Origin of the sequence: Pseudarthrobacter sp. H2, from assembly GCF_050157045.1 — a bacterium.
Lineage (GTDB): Bacteria > Actinomycetota > Actinomycetes > Actinomycetales > Micrococcaceae > Arthrobacter.
This window is the reverse complement of the sequence record NZ_CP189594.1, coordinates 1,342,018-1,360,205: the sequence shown is the minus strand read 5'-3', so window position 1 is coordinate 1,360,205 and position 18,188 is coordinate 1,342,018. Positions and strand designations below refer to the sequence as shown.

At 68.4% G+C, this 18,188-nt stretch carries 16 protein-coding genes, 1 tRNA gene and 1 pseudogene; 10 read left to right on the top strand and 8 right to left on the bottom strand.

Translation table 11 applies throughout. The features are described 5' to 3' along the window. Nucleotides 1–73 precede the first annotated feature (73 nt). From ACQCSZ_RS06425 to ACQCSZ_RS06410, 4 genes are all read left to right on the top strand, one after another. Nucleotides 74–709, top strand: coding sequence for a rhodanese-like domain-containing protein (locus ACQCSZ_RS06425; RefSeq protein ID WP_427007227.1), 636 nt, complete (start codon nucleotides 74–76; stop codon nucleotides 707–709). Beyond that, the gene (locus ACQCSZ_RS06420; RefSeq protein WP_427007226.1) at nucleotides 706–1,551 is read left to right on the top strand and encodes a sulfite exporter TauE/SafE family protein; all 846 of its coding nucleotides are present in this window, start codon (nucleotides 706–708) and stop codon (nucleotides 1,549–1,551) included. Before ACQCSZ_RS06425 ends, ACQCSZ_RS06420 begins: the two co-directional genes overlap by 4 nt. Next, nucleotides 1,505–1,846, top strand: coding sequence for a rhodanese-like domain-containing protein (locus ACQCSZ_RS06415; RefSeq protein WP_427007225.1), 342 nt, complete (start codon nucleotides 1,505–1,507; stop codon nucleotides 1,844–1,846). The genes ACQCSZ_RS06420 and ACQCSZ_RS06415 overlap by 47 nt, the downstream gene beginning before the upstream one ends. Nucleotides 1,847–1,948: 102 nt before the next feature. After that, complete coding sequence (locus ACQCSZ_RS06410; protein WP_427007224.1) at nucleotides 1,949–3,358, top strand: MBL fold metallo-hydrolase; 1,410 nt, start codon at nucleotides 1,949–1,951, stop codon at nucleotides 3,356–3,358. Nucleotides 3,359–3,738: 380 nt separating this feature from the next. On the opposite strand, the gene ACQCSZ_RS06405 is transcribed toward ACQCSZ_RS06410, so the two are convergent. The 4 genes from ACQCSZ_RS06405 to ACQCSZ_RS06390 all read right to left on the bottom strand — a co-directional run bounded on the left by ACQCSZ_RS06405 (nucleotide 3,739) and on the right by ACQCSZ_RS06390 (nucleotide 5,761). Next, nucleotides 3,739–3,811, bottom strand: a tRNA-Val gene (locus ACQCSZ_RS06405). An 81-nt stretch (nucleotides 3,812–3,892) separates the two neighbouring features. Continuing rightward, the gene (locus ACQCSZ_RS06400; protein ID WP_427007223.1) at nucleotides 3,893–4,786 is read right to left on the bottom strand and encodes an NAD-dependent protein deacetylase; all 894 of its coding nucleotides are present in this window, start codon (nucleotides 4,784–4,786) and stop codon (nucleotides 3,893–3,895) included. A 31-nt stretch (nucleotides 4,787–4,817) separates the two neighbouring features. Then, a complete protein-coding gene (locus ACQCSZ_RS06395) occupies nucleotides 4,818–5,345 on the bottom strand; it encodes a peroxiredoxin (RefSeq protein ID WP_427007222.1) in 528 nt (175 codons plus the stop codon). Next, nucleotides 5,342–5,761 (bottom strand): DUF3052 domain-containing protein, encoded by a 420-nt coding sequence (locus ACQCSZ_RS06390; protein ID WP_211878830.1) that lies wholly within the window; start codon nucleotides 5,759–5,761, stop codon nucleotides 5,342–5,344. The genes ACQCSZ_RS06395 and ACQCSZ_RS06390 overlap by 4 nt, the downstream gene beginning before the upstream one ends. Before the next feature lie 392 nt (nucleotides 5,762–6,153). Here ACQCSZ_RS06390 and aceE point away from each other — a divergent pair, with 392 nt between their 5' ends. From aceE to ACQCSZ_RS06360, 6 genes are all read left to right on the top strand, one after another. Then, a complete protein-coding gene (gene aceE, locus ACQCSZ_RS06385; RefSeq protein WP_427008265.1) occupies nucleotides 6,154–8,922 on the top strand; it encodes a pyruvate dehydrogenase (acetyl-transferring), homodimeric type in 2,769 nt (922 codons plus the stop codon). 250 nt (nucleotides 8,923–9,172) lie between these two features. Then, nucleotides 9,173–10,417: a PucR family transcriptional regulator gene (locus ACQCSZ_RS06380; protein ID WP_427007221.1), complete on the top strand. Its 1,245-nt coding sequence runs from the start codon at nucleotides 9,173–9,175 to the stop codon at nucleotides 10,415–10,417. A gap of 87 nt (nucleotides 10,418–10,504) precedes the next feature. Further along, nucleotides 10,505–11,434 carry an ACP S-malonyltransferase gene (locus ACQCSZ_RS06375; RefSeq protein WP_427007220.1) on the top strand — a complete coding sequence of 310 codons (930 nt, stop codon included), beginning with the start codon at nucleotides 10,505–10,507 and terminating at the stop codon, nucleotides 11,432–11,434. Further along, on the top strand, nucleotides 11,431–12,492 hold the full coding sequence (locus tag ACQCSZ_RS06370) for a beta-ketoacyl-ACP synthase III (protein WP_427007219.1): 1,062 nt from the start codon (nucleotides 11,431–11,433) through the stop codon (nucleotides 12,490–12,492). The genes ACQCSZ_RS06375 and ACQCSZ_RS06370 overlap by 4 nt, the downstream gene beginning before the upstream one ends. 146 nt (nucleotides 12,493–12,638) lie before the next feature. Then, on the top strand, nucleotides 12,639–12,884 hold the full coding sequence (locus ACQCSZ_RS06365) for an acyl carrier protein (RefSeq protein ID WP_427007218.1): 246 nt from the start codon (nucleotides 12,639–12,641) through the stop codon (nucleotides 12,882–12,884). A gap of 223 nt (nucleotides 12,885–13,107) precedes the next feature. After that, a complete protein-coding gene (locus ACQCSZ_RS06360; protein ID WP_427007217.1) occupies nucleotides 13,108–14,343 on the top strand; it encodes a beta-ketoacyl-[acyl-carrier-protein] synthase family protein in 1,236 nt (411 codons plus the stop codon). 129 nt (nucleotides 14,344–14,472) lie between these two features. On the opposite strand, the gene ACQCSZ_RS06355 is transcribed toward ACQCSZ_RS06360, so the two are convergent. The 4 genes and pseudogenes from ACQCSZ_RS06355 to ACQCSZ_RS06340 form a co-directional block, all read right to left on the bottom strand. Beyond that, nucleotides 14,473–14,976 (bottom strand): DUF3145 domain-containing protein, encoded by a 504-nt coding sequence (locus tag ACQCSZ_RS06355; protein WP_211881293.1) that lies wholly within the window; start codon nucleotides 14,974–14,976, stop codon nucleotides 14,473–14,475. A 279-nt stretch (nucleotides 14,977–15,255) separates the two neighbouring features. After that, on the bottom strand, nucleotides 15,256–16,182 hold the full coding sequence (locus ACQCSZ_RS06350) for a tyrosine recombinase XerC (RefSeq protein WP_427007216.1): 927 nt from the start codon (nucleotides 16,180–16,182) through the stop codon (nucleotides 15,256–15,258). An 88-nt stretch (nucleotides 16,183–16,270) separates the two neighbouring features. Next, complete coding sequence (dprA, locus tag ACQCSZ_RS06345) at nucleotides 16,271–17,458, bottom strand: DNA-processing protein DprA (RefSeq protein WP_427008264.1); 1,188 nt, start codon at nucleotides 17,456–17,458, stop codon at nucleotides 16,271–16,273. Nucleotides 17,459–17,559: 101 nt separating this feature from the next. Further along, nucleotides 17,560–18,177 (bottom strand): annotated as a pseudogene (locus tag ACQCSZ_RS06340) (ATP-binding protein); the annotation flags it as partial. Nucleotides 18,178–18,188: the final 11 nt, after the last annotated feature.

Sequence of the window (18,188 nt, the reverse complement as noted above, 5' to 3'; positions counted from 1 at the left end):
CTACCCCCGGGGGTATCTGCAATACTCGGTGGGGTATCCGGCTGCAGCCAGTAATTGTCTCGAAAGGACATCCATGACCTCCTCTTTCACGCCAGCTTCGGCATTCCCGGCAGTGACCGCCCTGGACCCGGAAACGCTTCACGGCTGGTCCCGGGACCATGAGGACCTGCTCGTGATTGACGTGCGGTCCGGGGTCGAGTTCGAGTCCCTGCATATCCGCGGCTCCTACAACGTGCCCCTTCCGCTGTTGGCCGAGCACACCGGCGAGCTGGCCTCCCGGCTGGGCAGCCGCGTCGTGCTGGTCTGCCAGTCCGGCGTCCGCGCCGAACAGGCCCGCCAGCGACTGGGCGCCGCGGGCATCGACACTGCCTACGTCCTCGCCGGCGGGGTGCCGGGATTCGCCGCCGCCGGAGGTGACGTCGTCCGGGGCAAGGGGCGCTGGGACATGGAGCGCCAAGTCCGCCTCGCCGCGGGTTCCCTCGTGGTCCTGGGACTGGCCGGCGGCCGGTTCGTCTCGCCGAAGGTGAGGATGCTGGCGGGCGCGATCGGCGCCGGCCTGACCTTCTCGGCCGCAACCAACACCTGCGCCATGGGCAAGGCGTTGTCCGCGATGCCGTGGAACAAAGCCACCACGGAACCCACCCGCGAAAGCGCCATCCTGTCCCTGCCCGCAGCAGGCGGGCGCACCGGACAGGCCCAGGCAGCATGATTCCGGCCCTGGTTCTGGGGTTTGTCGTCGGAATCGTGCTGGGCGTGGTCGGGGGCGGCGGCTCGATCATCGCCGTCCCCGCTTTGGTCTATGGCGTGGGCCTGGGTCCCGCCGAGGCCATCCCCACCTCGCTGCTGGTCGTGGGCGTCTCCTCGCTGGCGGCCCTGATCCCCCGGATCCGCCAGGGCCTGAACTGGCCGGTCATCGCGCTGGTCGGCGCCGCCGGCATCCCGTCCGCTTGGGAAGGAGCGGCGGTGGGCCGGCTGCTGGACCCGAACATCCTGTTGCTCGCCTTCGCGGCCATCATGGTGATCGCCGGAATCCGAATGCTCGCCCACACCGCCGAAAGCGAGGGCTCCTGCAGCACAGGCCCGAATCGCGCCTTCCGCTCCTGCGCCCCCAAGGCCATCGCCGTGGGCCTGCTGGTCGGGTTCCTCACCGGGCTCCTGGGTGTCGGCGGCGGATTCCTCCTCACCCCGGCACTGACCCTCTTTCTGGGGCTGCGGATGAGACAGGCCGTCGGGTCGTCACTGGCGATCATCGTTCTCAACTCCGCCTCCGGCTTCAGCGCCCACGCCGCAGGCTTCACGATCGACTGGCCCATCGTGCTGGCCTTCGCCGTCCCCGCCGTCGTCGGCTCCCTGGCAGCGGCCCGCTTTGCCCGCCTCCTCAAGGACAGCCACGTCCGCATATCGTTCGCCGTGCTCATCTTCGCCGTCGCCGCCGGGGCGACCGCAAGCACCGTCCTCACCCTGACAAGCACCAACCAGTACCGCGCCACCAAGGAGATCACCCATGGGACTCATCAGCTCCCTCAAGAACGCATTCGCCAAACCGTATAAGACCATCTCCGTGGCCGAAGCCAAGGAACTGCTGGCCTCCGGCGCGGCGCTAATCGACGTCCGCTCCGCCCAGGAATGGCGGAGCGGACGTGCGCCCCAGGCCAAGCACGTGCCCCTGGACCGGCTGCAGACCAGCACTGCAGGCATCCAGAAAACCCGGCCCGTGATCGCCATGTGCCAGTCCGGCATCCGCTCCGCCTCCGCCGCGCGGCTCCTTGCCGGCCAGGGCTACGAGGCCTATTCCCTCCGCGCCGGAATGGGCGCCTGGCGCCAGGCCGGCGAACCTGTCCGCTAGACACACCCCAGGCCGCCCAACAGCAGGCCTAGCCCCCGCCGCCAACAAAGAAGAGGCACCGGACCCGGGACGGCCCGGCCCGCCCTCACGAAGGAGAGCACCATGCTCATCGAGCGCATTTACGACGAAGACCTCGCCCAGGCCAGTTACCTCATCGGATGCCAAAGCAAGGGCGAGGCGGTCGTCATCGACCCCCGCCGCGACATCGCGGTCTACCTCTCCCTGGCAGCCACGAACGGAATGAAGATCGTCGCCGTCACCGAGACCCACATCCACGCCGACTACCTGTCCGGCACGCGGGAACTGGCGGCCGCGACCGGGGCCACGATCTGCGTCTCAGGCGAGGGTGGAGACGACTGGCAGTACGGATTCGACGGCGAACGCCTGCACGACGGCGACAAGTTCACCATCGGCAACATCAGCCTCCAGGCCCTGCACACCCCCGGCCACACCCCCGAACACCTGTCCTTTCTGGTCACCGACGGCGCGTTCAGCGACCAGCCCGGCTATCTGCTCTCCGGAGACTTCGTCTTCTCCGGCGATCTGGGCCGTCCGGATCTGCTGGACGAAGCGGCCGGCGGCGTCGACACCCGCTTCGAAGGCGCCAAGCAGCTCTTCGCCAGCCTGCGGGACAAGTTCCTGACCCTGCCCGACTACGTCCAGGTCCACCCCGGCCACGGAGCCGGCAGCGCCTGCGGAAAGGCCCTCGGCGCCATCCCGTCCTCCACCGTCGGCTACGAACGGCTCTACGCCTGGTGGGGCCCCTACCTCACCGCCGACGACGAGCAGGGCTTCATCGACGAACTCCTCGACGGCCAACCTGAAGCCCACGCCTACTTCGGGCGCATGAAGCGCCAGAACCGGCAGGGACCGGCCATCATGGGCGAACGCGCCCCGCTGGCAGAGCTCGACCCCGAGACCGCCGCCGCCGGACTCGCCGCCGACGCCGTGACCTTCGTTGACACCCGCCCCAGCACCGAAGTGCACAAGGGGACCGTGGCCGGAGCACTGAACATCCCGGCAGGCAGGAGCACCGCCAGTTTCGGCGCCTGGGCCATCGATCCGGAGCGCGACAGCCGCCCGCTCGTGCTGCTCGCAGCAGACCAGGAGCAGGCACATGAAATCTGGGACCACCTGGTACGGGTCGGCATCGACAAAGTGAACGGCTACGTCACGAGCCTTGAGGGCCTGCCCGCCAGCACACCGCGGCTAATCCAACCGGAAGAACTCAAGGGCTTTGACGCAGTCCTGCTGCTGGACGTCCGCGCCCGCACCGAGCACGCCGCCGGCCACATCCCCGGCTCCCGCCAGTTGAACGGCGGCCGCGTCCTGTGGAACCTGGACCAGCTGCCCGGCACCGGCACCATCGTGTCCTACTGCCAGAGTGGGGTCCGGAACTCCGTTGTGGCCAGCACCTTGCGCCGCGAAGGCTACGACGTCGTCGAGCTCGACGGGAGCTACGCCGCCTGGGCAGCATGGCAGACGTCCGTGGACGCCGTTTCCACCCTCTAATGGCTGAACACCGAGCCGGTCCGGGGGATCGAGATCCACAACTGGGACTGGCGCAAGTCCGGACTGCCGGCGAACGGCAAATCGGCCGCGCTGACGGTGACCAGGCCGTGCAAGAAGGCGGGGATCACCAAGAACGTCACCCCGCACAATCACGACCGGCACGCCAGCCACACCGTGGCAGCGTTCATCGCCGGGGCTGCCTGAAATCCAGGGAGGTTTCCGGGAGGATCACCTGCACTACGACAGAGTTACGCCTGGTAACTTCTCCCTACCCCTGTCAATATCGGCCACGTAGCATCGACCCGCAGAGAGCCCGCCAAGGCACGAAAAAACCCCGCCGTTCCGCGGGAAAACCGGGGAACGGCGGGGTGCTTAACGTGTGGGTCCTACCGGGATCGAACCGATGACATCCACGGTGTAAACGTGGCGCTCTACCAGCTGAGCTAAAGACCCAAACCGTTGTTTCGGCGCCTGCGCGCTTCAACCAACGAACAGCTACTGTACCGGATGCAGGAGGCAGAACGCCAATCGGACTCAGAGCGGCGGGAGCTCGTCGGCGAGCCACCTGAGGGACTCGCTGACGCCGGCGTCGAGCTTGATGGTGGCCAGTCCGTCGCCGCGGGTCTGACCCCGGTTAATGATGACGACGGCCTTCCCCTGCTTGGCTGCGTGGCGGACAAAACGCAGCCCGCTCATCACCGTCAGCGACGAACCCGCCACGAGGAGCGCGCCGGCCTCGTCCACCATGGCGTAGGAGCGCTCCACCCGGTCCTTGGGCACATTCTCGCCGAAATACACGAAGTCGGGCTTCAGGGTGCCTCCGCAGGCGGGACAGTGCGCCACGACGAAGCTTTCGATCAGGCCGGAATCCTCCACGGTGGCGTCGGCATCCGGTGCCATCTCGACGACGCCGGCGGCGAGGGCCCGCTCGAGGAATCCGGGGTTGAGCTCTTCCAGCACCCCGGCCAGCAGCGCGCGGGTGTACCGGCGGCGGCAGCCGAGGCAGGCAACCTGGTCGAAGCGGCCGTGCAGGTCCACCACATTGATGCTGCCCGCCTCCTCGTGGAGCCGGTCCACGTTCTGCGTGATGAGCCCCGTGAGCAGCCCGCGGTGTTCCAGCCGGGCAATAGCGACGTGTCCGTCGTTTGGATCGGCGCGGCGCAGGTGCGACCAGCCGATATGGTTGCGGGCCCAGTAGCGCTGCCGGTTCTCCGGGCGGGCGATGAACTCCTGGTAGGTCATCGGCGCCCGCGGCGCGGCGTCCGGTCCGCGGTAGTCCGGGATCCCGGAATCCGTGCTCAGGCCCGCCCCGGTCAGCACGGCAAGGCGCTCGCCCGCGAGGACACCGCGGATCTCCTGCAGCACCACGAGAACGTCGCGTGCAGGTTCGGCGGCCGCGACCGGAGGCAGGCTGGCAAAGCCAGTCATGCCGACCCCGGGCCGCCGCTGCCTCACCGTTTCAGTTCCCGCCGAGTCCTGCCAGTGCGGCGCGGTATTCGGCAAAGTCCCGGGCCTGGCCGCGCGGATTTACCACCACATAGCGCACGATTCCGTCGGCGTCGATGATGAACGTCCCCCGCTGGGCCATGCCGCTCGAAGGGTCGAACACGCCATAGCGTGCGGCAACGGCACCATGCGGCCAGAAGTCGGCTACGAGATCGAAGGTGTAGCCTTCCTTCTCGGCATAGGCCCGCTGGGCGAACTTGCTGTCCACCGAGACCGCCAGCACGGCGGCGTCGGCTTCCTCGAAGAGCGCCAGGTTGTCCCGGATTTCGCACAGCTCGCCGGTGCAGATTCCGGAGAACGCGAAGGGATAGAAGACGACGACGACGTTGCGGCCCCGGAGCGCCGAAAGCCTGACCGGTTCGCCGAACTGGTTCACCAGTTCGAAGTCCGGCGCCGGCTCCCCGACGGCGGGCACGGTGCCCGCCTGGATGCCCTGCCGGTCCCCGGTCAGGGTTGCCCCGACCTGGACTGCAGCGGTCATTTGTTCTTCCGGGTGACCAGGCGTGTGGCGCTCCAGTCCTTCGAAACGCCCGCGGAGGTGGTGTAGTGCAGCCCCGTCGTGGGGGCGGCGTCCTGGATGTCCGCCGGTGAAACGTAGCCGGTCCGGCCCGACTTCGGCGTCAGGACCCACACGACGCCCCCCTCGGTCAGGGTGGTGCGGGAATCGACGAGGGTGTCAACGAGGTCGCCGTCGCCGGCCCTCCACCAGAGAATGGCGGCATCGACTACCTCGTGGTCGTCCTCATCAAGGAGTTCAGATCCCGTGAGGTCTTCGATGTCGTCACGCAAGTCGAAGTCGACGTCGTCGTCGTAGCCGAATTCCTGAATCAGATCCCCGTTTTTGAACCCCAGTTTTTCCGCCACATTTACCGAAGTGGCGGCGTCGGCCTCGCTCACGTGTTGCTCCTATGTTTGATGATTTCATTGTCTCCAGTGATTTCCATTACTCCAAGCCAACACCCTTTGAGCCTGCGCTTCAAGCTGTTGGCACCGCGATCCGCCATATTCTGCGTCACACGCGGCGATCCGGGGACCATCGGGCGGAACTTCGTCACACAACCAGTATGCCGGTGAAATACGGCCCGGCACCCACCGGGCGGCTACGCATCCCCGAGCCGCCACAGCTAGAGTGGCTGATGACGACTACGCCTGCGAGGGCGACCGCCCCGCTACTACAGGCAGGCATAGTCGTAATTGGACCCGGCGCACATGACCGGGCCCATGTAACCGATATGTCGCACGCGTCGCGTTCACGCCAGGCAGTTACCCTGCCGGAGCTGAGGGTGCCGATGAATGCGCTCAAAGAGAGGTTGGACGTGGCTGCAGGAGAAGAAACCTCCCATATCCTCAGCGGGTTGACAAACCAGCTGCCTGATCGTGATCCGGAAGAGACCGCCGAATGGCTGGAGTCCCTGGATGACCTGATTCAGGATCAGGGCACGGAACGTGCCCAGTACATCATGCGCAGCCTGCTCCAGCGGGCCGGGGCGCAGTCCGTGGGGGTGCCGATGGTGACCACCACGGACTACGTCAACACGATCCCGGTGGACCAGGAAGCGCCGTTCCCCGGTGACGAGGAGATCGAGCGGAAGTACCGGGCCTGGCTGCGGTGGAACGCCGCGGTCATGGTGCACCGGGCGCAGCGGGCCGATATCGGCGTCGGCGGGCACATCTCCACCTACGCGGGCGCGGCGACCCTGTACGAGGTCGGCTTCAACCACTTCTTCCGCGGCAAGGACCACCCCGGCGGCGGGGACCAGGTCTTCTTCCAGGGCCACGCCTCCCCCGGCATGTACGCCCGGGCCTTCATGGAGGGCCGGCTGTCCGAGGAGGACCTGGACGGGTTCCGGCAGGAGAAGTCCAAGGAAGGCCACGCCCTGTCCTCCTACCCGCACCCGCGGCTCATGCCGGAGTTCTGGGAATTCCCCACCGTGTCGATGGGGATCGGGCCGATGAACGCGATCTACCAGGCGCAGTCCAACCGGTACCTGCACAACCGCGGCATCAAGGACACCTCCGACCAGCAGGTCTGGGCGTTCCTGGGCGACGGCGAAATGGACGAGCCCGAATCCCGCGGCCTGCTCCAGCTCGCCGCGAACGACAAGCTCGACAACCTCAACTTCGTGATCAACTGCAACCTCCAGCGCCTCGACGGACCCGTCCGGGGCAACGGCAAGATCATGCAGGAACTCGAGGCCTTCTTCCGCGGTGCCGGCTGGAACGTCATCAAGGTCGTCTGGGGCCGGGAGTGGGACGCGCTCCTGGACAAGGACGGGGACGGCTCGCTCGTGAAGATCATGAACGAGACCGTCGACGGGGACTACCAGACGTACAAGGCCGAGTCCGGCGCGTTCGTCCGCGAGCACTTCTTCGGCCAGACCCCGCAGACCAAGGAAATGGTCCAGGACCTGACCGACGACCAGATCTGGAACCTCAAGCGCGGCGGCCACGACTACAACAAGGTCTACGCCGCGTACAAGGCCGCCGCCGAGTTCAAGGGCAAACCCACCGTCATCCTGGCGCACACGGTCAAGGGCTACGGCCTGGGCACCCACTTCGAGGGCCGCAACGCCACCCACCAGATGAAGAAGCTCACCCTGGCGGACCTGAAGGCGTTCCGTGACCACCTGCGCATCCCGGTCACGGACGACCAGCTCGAAGCGGACCTCTACCGGCCGCCGTACTACCACCCCGGCATGGACTCCCCGGAAATCAAATACCTGATGGAACGCCGCCGCGAACTCGGCGGCTTCGTCCCCGAACGCCGGCACAAGCACACCGACCTCACCCTCCCGGACGAGAAGGTCTACGAGGTCGCCAACCGCGGGTCCGGGAAGCAGCACGCCGCCACCACGATGGCGTTCGTCCGGCTGCTCAAGGACCTCATGCGGGACAAGGAGTTCGGCAAGCGCATCGTGCCGATCATCCCGGACGAGGCCCGCACCTTCGGCATGGACGCGTTCTTCCCGACCGCGAAGATCTACAACCCGAACGGCCAGAACTACCTCTCCGTGGACCGCGAACTCGTCCTGGCCTACAAGGAGTCCATCTCCGGCCAGATCGTGCACGCCGGCATCAACGAGGCCGGTTCCGTGGCAGCCTTCACCGCCGCCGGAACCTCCTACGCCACCCACGGCGAACCGCTGATCCCGGTCTACGTCTTCTACTCGATGTTCGGCTTCCAGCGCACCGGCGATTCCTTCTGGGCCGCGGCGGACCAGATGACCCGCGGGTTCATCATCGGCGCCACCGCGGGCCGGACCACGCTGACCGGCGAAGGCCTGCAGCACGCCGACGGGCACTCCCCGCTCCTGGCCTCCACCAACCCCGCCGTGGTCAGCTACGACCCGGCGTACGGCTACGAGATCGGCGTGATCGTCCGGGACGGACTGAACCGCATGTACGGGCCCGAGTCCACCGACCGGAACCTGATGTACTACCTCACGGTCTACAACGAGCCGATCATCCAGCCCCCGGCGCCGGAGAACATGGACGTCGAGGGCATCGTCAAGGGCATCTACCTGCTCGCACCGGCCAGGATCGACGGCCCGCGCACGCAGATCCTCGCCTCCGGCGTCTCTGTCCCCTGGGCCCTCGAAGCCCAGAAGGTCCTCGCCGAGGACTGGGGCGTCTCCGCGGACGTCTGGTCCGTGACGAGCTGGACCGAACTGCGCCGCGACGGAATGGCCGCCGAGGAGGAAGCCTTCCTCAACCCGGGCCAGCCCGCGCGCGTCCCGTTCGTCACCCGGCAGCTCGCCGGCGCCACCGGACCCATCGTGGCGGTCACCGACTACATGAAGGCCGTCCCGGACCAGATCCGCCAGTTCCTCCCGAACGAGTTCGCCTCGCTCGGTGCGGACGGCTTCGGCTTCTCGGACACCCGGGCCGCCGCGCGCCGCTTCTTCAAGAACGACATCCACTCGGTTGTGGTCCGTTCCCTGCAGATGCTGGCCCGCCGCGGCGAGGTCGACGCCCAGGCTCCGGCCCAGGCCATCGAGAAGTACAGGCTGCACAACGTCAACGCCGGCACCACCGGCAACGCGGGCGGCGACTCCTAACTGCGCGCCAGCGCAGGAAACAGCGCAAGGAACAGCGCAAGGAACAGAGCCAGATAACGGCGCACGACGGCGGTTCCCACCGGAGGGTGGGGCCGCCGTCGTACGTTTAAGCCGGCGATCCGGCTGCGATCCGGAACTACGATCCACGGCTGTGATCCAGAACTGTGATTTAGGGCTGTGATTCAGCGCATGGCGCCTTGTAGCCTTCGCACAAATGGAGCTTGGGCGGCCGGCACCGTATGCTCGATGCATGGCAGAGCCGATCACCACTCCCGCAAAACGCAAGCCAAGCTCGAGGGCGATGACTCCGGAGAAAGCCGAGACCCTCAAGAAGCTCCGGGCCAGCGTCGGCCAGCTGTCCACCACCACCCTGCGCCAGCTGGAGAAGTCCCTCCCGTGGTACAGCAGGCTGAATTCCGACGAACGCTCCGCCCTGGGCATGGTGGCCCAGAACGGCATCGCGGCCTTCGTCACCTGGTATGAGCGTCCCAGCTCGCCGTCGTGGATCCTGACCGATGTCTTCGGCACCGCACCCACCGAACTCACCCGCTCGATCAGCCTGCAGAAGGCCCTCCAGCTCATCCGGATCGTCGTGGAGGTCGTGGAGGACCAGGTGCCGGTGATCGCCCCGGAAGCCGACCAGTCGGCCCTGCGCGAAGCGGTGCTGCGCTACTCGCGGGAGGTCGCCTTCGCCGCCGCCGACGTGTACGCCCGCGCCGCGGAATCCCGCGGCTCCTGGGATACGCGGCTGGAAGCGCTGATTGTCGATGCGATCCTGCGCGGCGAAAACACCGATGCCCTGCGCTCCCGGATCGCCGCGCTGGGCTGGAAGGCGCAGGAACGGTTCACCGTGATGGTGGGCAATTCCCCGTCCGAACCGAGCGCCAGCTATGTCAGCGAACTGCGCCGCACCGCCGGCCGCTTCGCCGAGGACGCGCTCGTGGGCATCCAGGGCGACAGGCTTATCCTCATCCTCGGCGGGGTCAAGGACCGCGAGACGGCCTACCTGAAACTCAGCGAGCTCTTCGCCCCCGGGCCCGTGGTCTACGGCGCCGAGGCGGCCTCCCTGCTCGAGGCCAGCAGCTCCGCCCAGTCCGCCTTCGCGGGACTGACGGCGGCCCGCGCGTGGCCCTCCGCGCCGCGCCCGGTGGCAGCGGATGACCTCCTGCCCGAACGGGTGATCTCCGGGGACGACGCCGCCCGGCGCTCCCTCGTCAAGAACATCTACCGGCCCCTGCTGGCGGCGTCCAACGGGCTCGTGGAGACCCTGGGCGCCTACCTGGAACTGGGCCACTCGCTGGAGGCGACGGCCCGTGAACTCTTCGTCCACGCCAACACCGTGCGGTACCGGCTCAAGCGGGTCTGCGACGTCACGGGCTGGGATCCGCTCCTGCCCCGGGAGGCCTTCGTGCTCCAGACAGCGCTGGTGGTGGGCCGGCTCGCCGCTCCGGTGAAGCCCGCCACGGAACGCCAGCCGTCCCGTAACAACTCCTGATCAGTTGTAGACTTCCTACAAACTGGCCCGGTGACCTTGGTGCATGACTACACCGATAATCACGCCGTAATTTGGAAAGCTGGATACGTGCTTGCAATCGTTTGCCCTGGACAGGGCTCCCAGACCCCTGGCTTTCTGGCCCCGTGGCTAGAACTGCCTCCCGTCGCAGGCCACCTGGCCTCCCTCAGCGAGATAGCAGGGATCGACCTCGCCGCCCACGGCACCACCTCCGATGAGGAGACCATCAAGGACACCGCCGTGGCGCAGCCCCTGATCGTCGCCGCCGGGCTGGTGGCCGCGCAGTCCCTGTTCGACGTCGAACTCGGCACGCTTCCGGTGATCCTCGCCGGACACTCCGTCGGCGAGATCACGGCCTCGGCCCTGGCCGGAGTCCTGACCGAAACCGAAGCCATGACGTTTGTCCGCGAACGCGCCAACAGCATGGCCGCCGCCGCGGCAGCCACCCCCACCGGCATGAGCGCGGTGCTGGGCGGTGACCCCGCCGAGGTGCTGATAGCCATTAAGGCCTGCGGCGCCACCGCGGCCAACGTCAACGGCGCCGGCCAGACGGTCGCCGCCGGCACCCTCGACCAACTCAAGGCCCTCGCGGAGAACCCGCCGGCCAAGGCCCGCGTGATCCCGCTCAAGGTGGCCGGTGCCTTCCACACCTCGCACATGTCCCCCGCCGTCGCGGCCCTGCAGGCGCTCCGGCCCTCGCTCCAGCCGCGGAACCCGCAGGTTCCCCTGCTGTCCAACTTCGACGGCGCGGCGGTCACCGACGGCGCCGCCGCCGTCGACAGCCTTATCGCCCAGGTCTCCCGCCCGGTCCGCTGGGACCTCTGCATGGAGACCCTCGTGCAGCGCGGCGTGACCGGCGTGATTGAACTGGCCCCGGCCGGAACGCTCGCCGGACTGGCCAGGCGCGCCATGCCCGGCGTCAAGACCGTCACCGTCAAGACCCCGGACGACCTTTCCGCCGCCCTGGCCCTATTTGCAGAACTGGAAGGACAGGCATGAGCGTTCCCACCCTGAAGCAGGCGCCCCGGCACGAGAACACCCGCATTTTGGGCATCGGCGCCTACCGGCCCGGCGTGATCGTCACCAACGACGACGTCTGCCAGTGGATTGACTCCTCCGACGAGTGGATCCGCCAGCGCACCGGCATCATCACCCGGCACCGTGCACCCGCCGACGTCAGCGTGATCGACATGGCCGAAGGCGCGGCCCGCGAGGCGCTCGAGAAGGCCGGCATCGAGGCTTCCCAGCTCGGCGCCGTGATCGTCTCCACCGTCACGCACCCGTACGCGACGCCGTCCGCCGCCGCCAGCCTTGCCGACCGGATCGGCGCGACGCCGGCCCCGGCCTTCGACATCTCCGCCGCCTGCGCGGGCTACTGCTACGGCATCGCCCAGGCCGACGCGCTGGTGCGCTCCGGTGCCGCCGACTACGTCCTGGTCGTCGGCGCCGAGAAGCTCTCCGACGTCATCGACAACACCGAACGGACGATCTCCTTCCTGCTCGGCGACGGCGCCGGCGCCGTCGTGATCGGCCCCTCCGACACCCCCGGGATCGGCCCCTCGGTCTGGGGTTCGGACGGCAGCAAGTGGGATGCGATCGGCATGACCGGCTCGATGCTGGACCTGCGCGAACTCGTGACGACCGGCAAACGCCCCAGCGCGCTCACCGACGCCGAAGCCGCCGCGACCGACGCCGCACTGTGGCCCACCCTGCGCCAGGACGGCCAGACGGTGTTCCGCTGGGCGGTCTGGGAGATGGCCAAGGTGGCGCAGCAGGCTCTCGACGCCGCCGGCATCACCGCCGGTGACCTCGCGGCATTCATCCCGCACCAGGCGAACATGCGGATCATCGACGAGATGGCCAAGCAGCTGAAGCTGCCAGAGACCGTCACGATCGCCCGGGACATCGCCGACGCCGGCAACACCTCGGCCGCGTCCATCCCGCTGGCCACCCACCGCCTGCTGCAGGAAAACCCGGAGCTGAGCGGCGGCCTGGCACTGCAGATCGGTTTCGGCGCCGGCCTGGTCTTCGGCGCCCAGGTGATCGTGCTTCCGTAGCACCTCAAGCACCTCCCCCGAACTGCATACGTCCCACCCAGCACCCGTTCCCGCACCAAGCCGAACCCTCGGTTTGAGTCATTTCCGCCCGAGACTGCCGGCACTCCACCGGCCGCCGATGGCAATAACAAGAAAAGGAGCCACCAATGGCTAGCAACGAAGAGATCCTGTCCGGCCTGGCTGAAATCGTCAACGAAGAGACGGGCCTGGCAACGGACGCTGTCGAGCTGGACAAGTCCTTCACCGAGGACCTGGACATCGACTCCATCTCCATGATGACGATCGTGGTCAACGCCGAAGAGAAGTTCGGCGTGCGCATCCCGGACGAAGAGGTCAAGAACCTCAAGACCGTCGGCGACGCCGTCAGCTTCATCGCCAACGCCCAGGCCTGATCCTGGCCTTATTGGCTCCGGCCGGCAACGGCTGAACCCGTGGCCGGTCCGGGGCGCCCCCTGGCGCCCCGGACCGGCCCATCCAGCATCACCAGAGTTTGCTTAACCATCAGCAGAGTTTGCGCTACCCAGTTCGCAAAACCGAAGAGAATTCCCCACGCAGGCCCCGGCGATCCGGTTCACGGTTCCGGACATGGCAGGCGCACCGACAGAGAGTGATCCCATGGCACGCAAAGTAGTCATTACCGGTCTGGGTGCCACCACACCCATTGGCGGCGATGTCCCCACGATGTGGAAGAACGCGCTGAAGGGCGTCTCCGGAGCGCACACGCTGGAGGACGACTGGGTGGCCAAATACGAGCTGCCTGTCCACTTTGCCGCGCGCGCCACCACCCCCGCGACCGAGGTCCTGAGCCGGGTCGAAGCCAAGCGCATGGACCCGTCCACCCAGTTCGCCGTCGTCGCCGCCCGCGAGGCCTGGGCCGACTCCGGCATCACCGAAGTGGACCACGACCGGCTCGCCGTGGCTTTTGCCACCGGCATCGGCGGCGTCTGGACCCTCCTGGATGCGTGGGACACCCTGCGCGAAAAGGGCCCCCGCCGCGTCCTGCCGATGACCGTGCCCATGCTGATGCCCAACGGCCCGGCGGCGGCGGTCAGCCTCGACCTGGGCGCCCGTGCCGGCGCCCACACCCCTGTCTCCGCCTGCGCGTCCGGCACCGAGGCCGTCCACGTGGGCCTGGACCTGATCCGCTCCGGCAAGGCAGACGTCGTCGTCTGCGGCGGCGCCGAAGCGGCCATCCACCCGATGCCGATTGCCGCGTTCTCCTCGATGCAGGCGCTCTCCCGCCGGAACGATGATCCCGAGGGTGCCTCCCGGCCCTACGACCTCGGCCGCGACGGCTTCGTCATGGGCGAAGGCGCCGGAGCCCTGGTGCTGGAAGCCGAGGAGCATGCCCTGGCCCGCGGCGCCCGGATCTACGCCGAACTCGCCGGCACCTCGGTCACCGCCGACGCGTACCACATCACGGCCCCGGACCCCGAGGGCCTGGGGGCCACCCGCGCGCTCAAGGCAGCCATGTTCGACGGCCGCATCCAGCCCGAGGACGTGGTGCACGTCAACGCGCACGCCACCTCCACCCCCGTGGGCGACAAGCCCGAGTACACGGCCCTGAAGGCCGCCCTCGGCAGCCAGGTGGACCACGTTGCAGTCTCGGCCACGAAGTCCCAGATGGGCCACCTGCTGGGCGCCTCCGGCGCCGTGGAAGCCGTACTCACCGTGCTGGCCGTGTACGAGCGCAAGGCGCCGGTGACCATCAACCTGGAGAACCAGGATCCGGAGATCCCGCTCGACGTCGTCACGACGGCCCGTGACCTGCCCGGCGGCAGCATCGTGGCGCTCAGCAACTCCTTCGGCTTCGGCGGGCACAACGCCGTCATCGCCGTGCGCAGCATCTAGCACTTTCTGCGGGGCCTTCCGCGGGCTCTCAGCGCCGAGATGGCAGATGGCGGCAATGTTCACAGTGAACATTGCCGCCATCTGTCATCTGGCGTAGCTATGGAGTTGCCGGGCAGCCGAGTTTGGGACTCAGCCGACCTGGTGCAGCCAGCGGACGGGGGCGCCTTCGGCGGCGTGCCGGAAGGGCTCGAGTTCCTCGTCCCAGGCTTCGCCGAGGGCAAGGGACAGCTCATGGTAGACGGCGGAGGGGTCGCCGGCGCCGGATTCGTAGGCGTAGCGGATGCGGTCCTCGGAGACCATGATGTTGCCGTGGACATCGGTGACGGCATGGAAGATGCCGAGCTCGGGGGTGTGCGACCAGCGGCTGCCGTCGACTCCCGGGCTGGGCTCCTCCGTGACTTCATAGCGCAGGTGCGCCCAGCCGCGGAGCGCGGATGCCAATTGGGCCCCCGTGCCCGGGGTTCCGGTCCACGAAAGCTCGGCCCGGTACATTCCGGGCGCGGCGGGTTGAGCGGTCCACTCCAGATCCGTCCGCTTGTCCACGACAGACCCTATGGCCCACTCAACGTGGGGGCACAGGGCCGTCGGGGCCGAGTGAACAAACAAAACACCGCGGGTCAGTGCAACAGACATTCCATCCTCCATAGCTATAGGTACGTCTTCCCCAACGACCTCTGCCTGGATGTCTGTCTGTTGCGCGGATCCGAATCGGTGCCGGTGGTCCCTGCCAGACTATTAAATTCTTGCCGGATTTCGAGCTGGGGCGCAAAACACTCCAGCTTCAAGTACAACTTGAAACTTACCCGGTGTGAGTCCCATTCTGCCGTACCCCCTCTAATTACGCCAGTGGAATTCGGCGCGTCTTTCCCGGCTCGCCGTAAGCGGTAATTTCGGCGTCATAAAGTCCCCGGTTCAGGCCCGCGGATGCGCCTGCTGATAGCTCTGCCGGAGCCGCTCGACCGAGACGTGGGTGTAGATCTGGGTGGTCGCCAGGCTGCTGTGGCCCAGGATTTCCTGGACCGCCCGCAGGTCCGCCCCGCCGTCGAGCAGATGGGTTGCGGCCGAGTGCCGCAGGGCGTGCGGACCGGTCGCGGCCGTGTCCCCCAGCCCCGCCAGCATTTCCTTGACCACGCTGCGGACCTGGCGCTGGTCGACGCGTTTGCCGCGGGCGCCGAGGAACAGGGCCGGGCCGCTGGTACCGGTGGCCAGGGCTGGACGGCCCCGGCGGAGCCAGTCGTCGACGGCGAGTGCGGCGGGCACGCCGTACGGCACCGTCCGTTCCTTGTTGCCCTTGCCGAGCACGCGCAGGGTCCGTCGGTCCGGATCGAGGTCATCCACGTCCATGCCCGCCAGCTCGCCGACCCGGATGCCGGTGGCGTACAGCAGTTCCACCATGGCCCGGTCGCGCAGGGCCAGCGGGCCGCCGTCGGACGCTGCGGCTTCGGCGCCTTCGACCAGCCGCAGGACCTGCTGCTGGTGCAGCACCCCGGGCAGGGACTTTTCCCGTTTCGGGGCCCTCAGCCGCAGGGCGGGATCGGCGTCGACCAGTTCCTCACGGACGGCCCAGGCGGTGAAGGCGCGGGCGGTGGCGGAGCGGCGGGCCAGGGTGGCGCGGGACATGCCCGCCTCGCTCTGGGAGCCGAGCCAGCGCCGCAGCGTGCCCAGCTCCAGGCCGTCAAGGCCCGTGACTCCCTCGGCCGCAGCAGAGGCCAGCAGGCTTCCGACGTCCGAGAGGTAGGCGCGCACCGTGTGGGCCGAGCGCCCCCGTTCCGCCGACAGGTAGCGACCGAAGCCGTGGGCCGCGGCGGCCAGCTCGGGCGGGAGTTGCTGTGTAGACACACCCCAACTCTCGCAGTATTCGCTGGCCGATCAAGGAGCCCGACGGCGCGCCGCGGCCGTGTCCTGGTGCCCGGGTGCGCCCCGTGTTTCATCCCCCTTTCCCGGAGCGCTTCCAGCCGCCCCGGTGTGACTCGGCCAGGCCCAGCAGCCCGAGCCGGCCCAGGCCGCCGCGGACCGAATCCGGGCTGAGCCCCGCCACCGCCGTCAGCTTCTCCACCGAGGTCGTGGTCCGCAGCGGAAGCGCGTCCAGCAGGATCAGGTCCTCCAGGGTCAGACCGTCGTGGTCCTCCACCCTGCCGGTCTTCTCCGCAGCCAGGGAGTCGCCGCTGGGCGAGGCCAGCTCGGCGATCTCGCCGGCATCGGTGACACAGACCGCCCCGCCTTCGCGGAGCAGCCGGTGGCAGCCGGCGGAATTGGCACTGTGCACGGAACCGGGGACGGCGCCCACTGCCCTGCCCAGGCTTTCGGCATGGTGGGCGGTGTTGAGTGCCCCCGACCTCCACCGGGCCTCGACGACGACCGTGACCGACGCAAGCGCAGCAATGAGCCTGTTCCGCTGCAGGAACCTGTACCGGGTGGGTGCCGAGCCCGGGGGCACCTCTGCCAGGACCGCGCCCTGGTTCGCGACGGCCCGGAGCAGGTCCTCGTTGCCTGACGGGTAGAACCGGTCCACTCCCCCGGCCATCACCGCAATGGTGGGCACACCCCCGGAGCTTCCCGCCAGGGCGGCACGGTGGGCGTGGGCATCGATCCCGTAGGCCCCGCCGGAGATGATCGTGAATCCGCGCTGGGCCAGCGAGTAGGCAAGATCGCCCGTCACGGAGGATCCATAGGAGGTGCTGTCACGGGAGCCCACCAGGGCGACGGACCTGGCAGCGGGCGGCAGTTCCTGTTCGACGCCGCGCCACCACAGGCACAGGGGCTCCTGCAGGCCGAGGTCCGCCAGCTGGCGTGGCCAGAGTTCATCGGCGGGGATGATCATGCGGCCTCCGAGCCGGGCCATCGTGGCGAGGTCCCGTGCCGGCGCAAGGTCCGGAACGCGGGGGGCCCAGCGTTTCAAGGCCTCGCGAAGGCCTGGCCAGGCACCGCCGGAGCCGCTGTCTGCCATCACCTGGAACATCTCCTGCTCCAGCCCCGGACCGGCGGCCGACTGGCCCGTGGCTATCCGCAGGGCGTCCTCCGCTCCCGCGATCTGCACGAGGGCGAGCCCCGCCGCGTCCTGCGCCTCGAACAGGCGGGAGAGCGCGGCCCTGGCGATCCTTTCGTCGTCCCTCATGGTGTGTCCTTCCGCGTGGCTGATGGTTCGAATGGTGGTGGTTCCGGCGGAGCCGCCGGTACGGGACTGCTGGTGGTCTGCCGGGCGTCCGGCGTCGGAGCTCACGCGGCCGCCACGGCGGCCTGCCGGAGGCTGAGCGCCTGCCCGATGTCGTCCGCGTGCGGAGTGTCCCGGCGGGAGAGGTCGGCCAGGGTCCAGGCCAGGCGCAGCACACGGTCGTAGCCGCGGGCGGTCAGGACGCCGCGCTCCAGGGCATGGTCCAGGATCCTGGTGGTGGGGGCGGCGAGCCGTAGGGAACCGCGAAGCAGGCGCCCGGGCACCTGTGCGTTGGTTTCCAGCCCGTACGGCACCAGCCTTTCCAGCTGGCGGTCCCGGGCCGCCCGGACCCGTGCCGCGATGGTGGCGGTGTCCTCCTCCGCGCCGGGCCGGCCGAAGTCCGCCAACGAGACCCGCTCCACCTCCAGCTGGATGTCGACCCTGTCCAGCAGCGGGCCGGACATCCGGGCCAGATAGCGGCGCCTCATGGTGGGGGTGCAGGTGCAGTCCACGCCCTTGCCGGAGGCCTTCCCGCAGGGGCACGGGTTGGCCGCGAGGACCAGCTGGAACCGGGCCGGATAGGCGGCGGTACCCGCCGAGCGGTGAATGACCAGTTCACCGCTTTCCAGCGGCTGCCGGAGGGCGTCCAGGACGCGGCGTTCATATTCCGGCGCCTCGGCAAGAATGTGGTTTA

Excerpts from the sequence above, each read along its gene's own strand:
- ACQCSZ_RS06425 (WP_427007227.1), top strand. The coding sequence starts at position 74 with ATGACCTCCTCTTTCACGCCAGCTTCGGCATTCCCGGCAGTGACCGCC.
- ACQCSZ_RS06420 (WP_427007226.1), top strand. The coding sequence starts at position 706 with ATGATTCCGGCCCTGGTTCTGGGGTTTGTCGTCGGAATCGTGCTGGGC.
- ACQCSZ_RS06415 (WP_427007225.1), top strand. The coding sequence starts at position 1,505 with ATGGGACTCATCAGCTCCCTCAAGAACGCATTCGCCAAACCGTATAAG.
- ACQCSZ_RS06410 (WP_427007224.1), top strand. The coding sequence starts at position 1,949 with ATGCTCATCGAGCGCATTTACGACGAAGACCTCGCCCAGGCCAGTTAC.
- ACQCSZ_RS06400 (WP_427007223.1), bottom strand. The coding sequence starts at position 4,786 with ATGACTGGCTTTGCCAGCCTGCCTCCGGTCGCGGCCGCCGAACCTGCA.
- ACQCSZ_RS06395 (WP_427007222.1), bottom strand. The coding sequence starts at position 5,345 with ATGACCGCTGCAGTCCAGGTCGGGGCAACCCTGACCGGGGACCGGCAG.
- aceE (WP_427008265.1), top strand. The coding sequence starts at position 6,154 with ATGAATGCGCTCAAAGAGAGGTTGGACGTGGCTGCAGGAGAAGAAACC.
- ACQCSZ_RS06380 (WP_427007221.1), top strand. The coding sequence starts at position 9,173 with ATGGCAGAGCCGATCACCACTCCCGCAAAACGCAAGCCAAGCTCGAGG.
- ACQCSZ_RS06370 (WP_427007219.1), top strand. The coding sequence starts at position 11,431 with ATGAGCGTTCCCACCCTGAAGCAGGCGCCCCGGCACGAGAACACCCGC.
- ACQCSZ_RS06365 (WP_427007218.1), top strand. The coding sequence starts at position 12,639 with ATGGCTAGCAACGAAGAGATCCTGTCCGGCCTGGCTGAAATCGTCAAC.
- ACQCSZ_RS06360 (WP_427007217.1), top strand. The coding sequence starts at position 13,108 with ATGGCACGCAAAGTAGTCATTACCGGTCTGGGTGCCACCACACCCATT.
- ACQCSZ_RS06355 (WP_211881293.1), bottom strand. The coding sequence starts at position 14,976 with ATGTCTGTTGCACTGACCCGCGGTGTTTTGTTTGTTCACTCGGCCCCG.
- dprA (WP_427008264.1), bottom strand. The coding sequence starts at position 17,458 with ATGAGGGACGACGAAAGGATCGCCAGGGCCGCGCTCTCCCGCCTGTTC.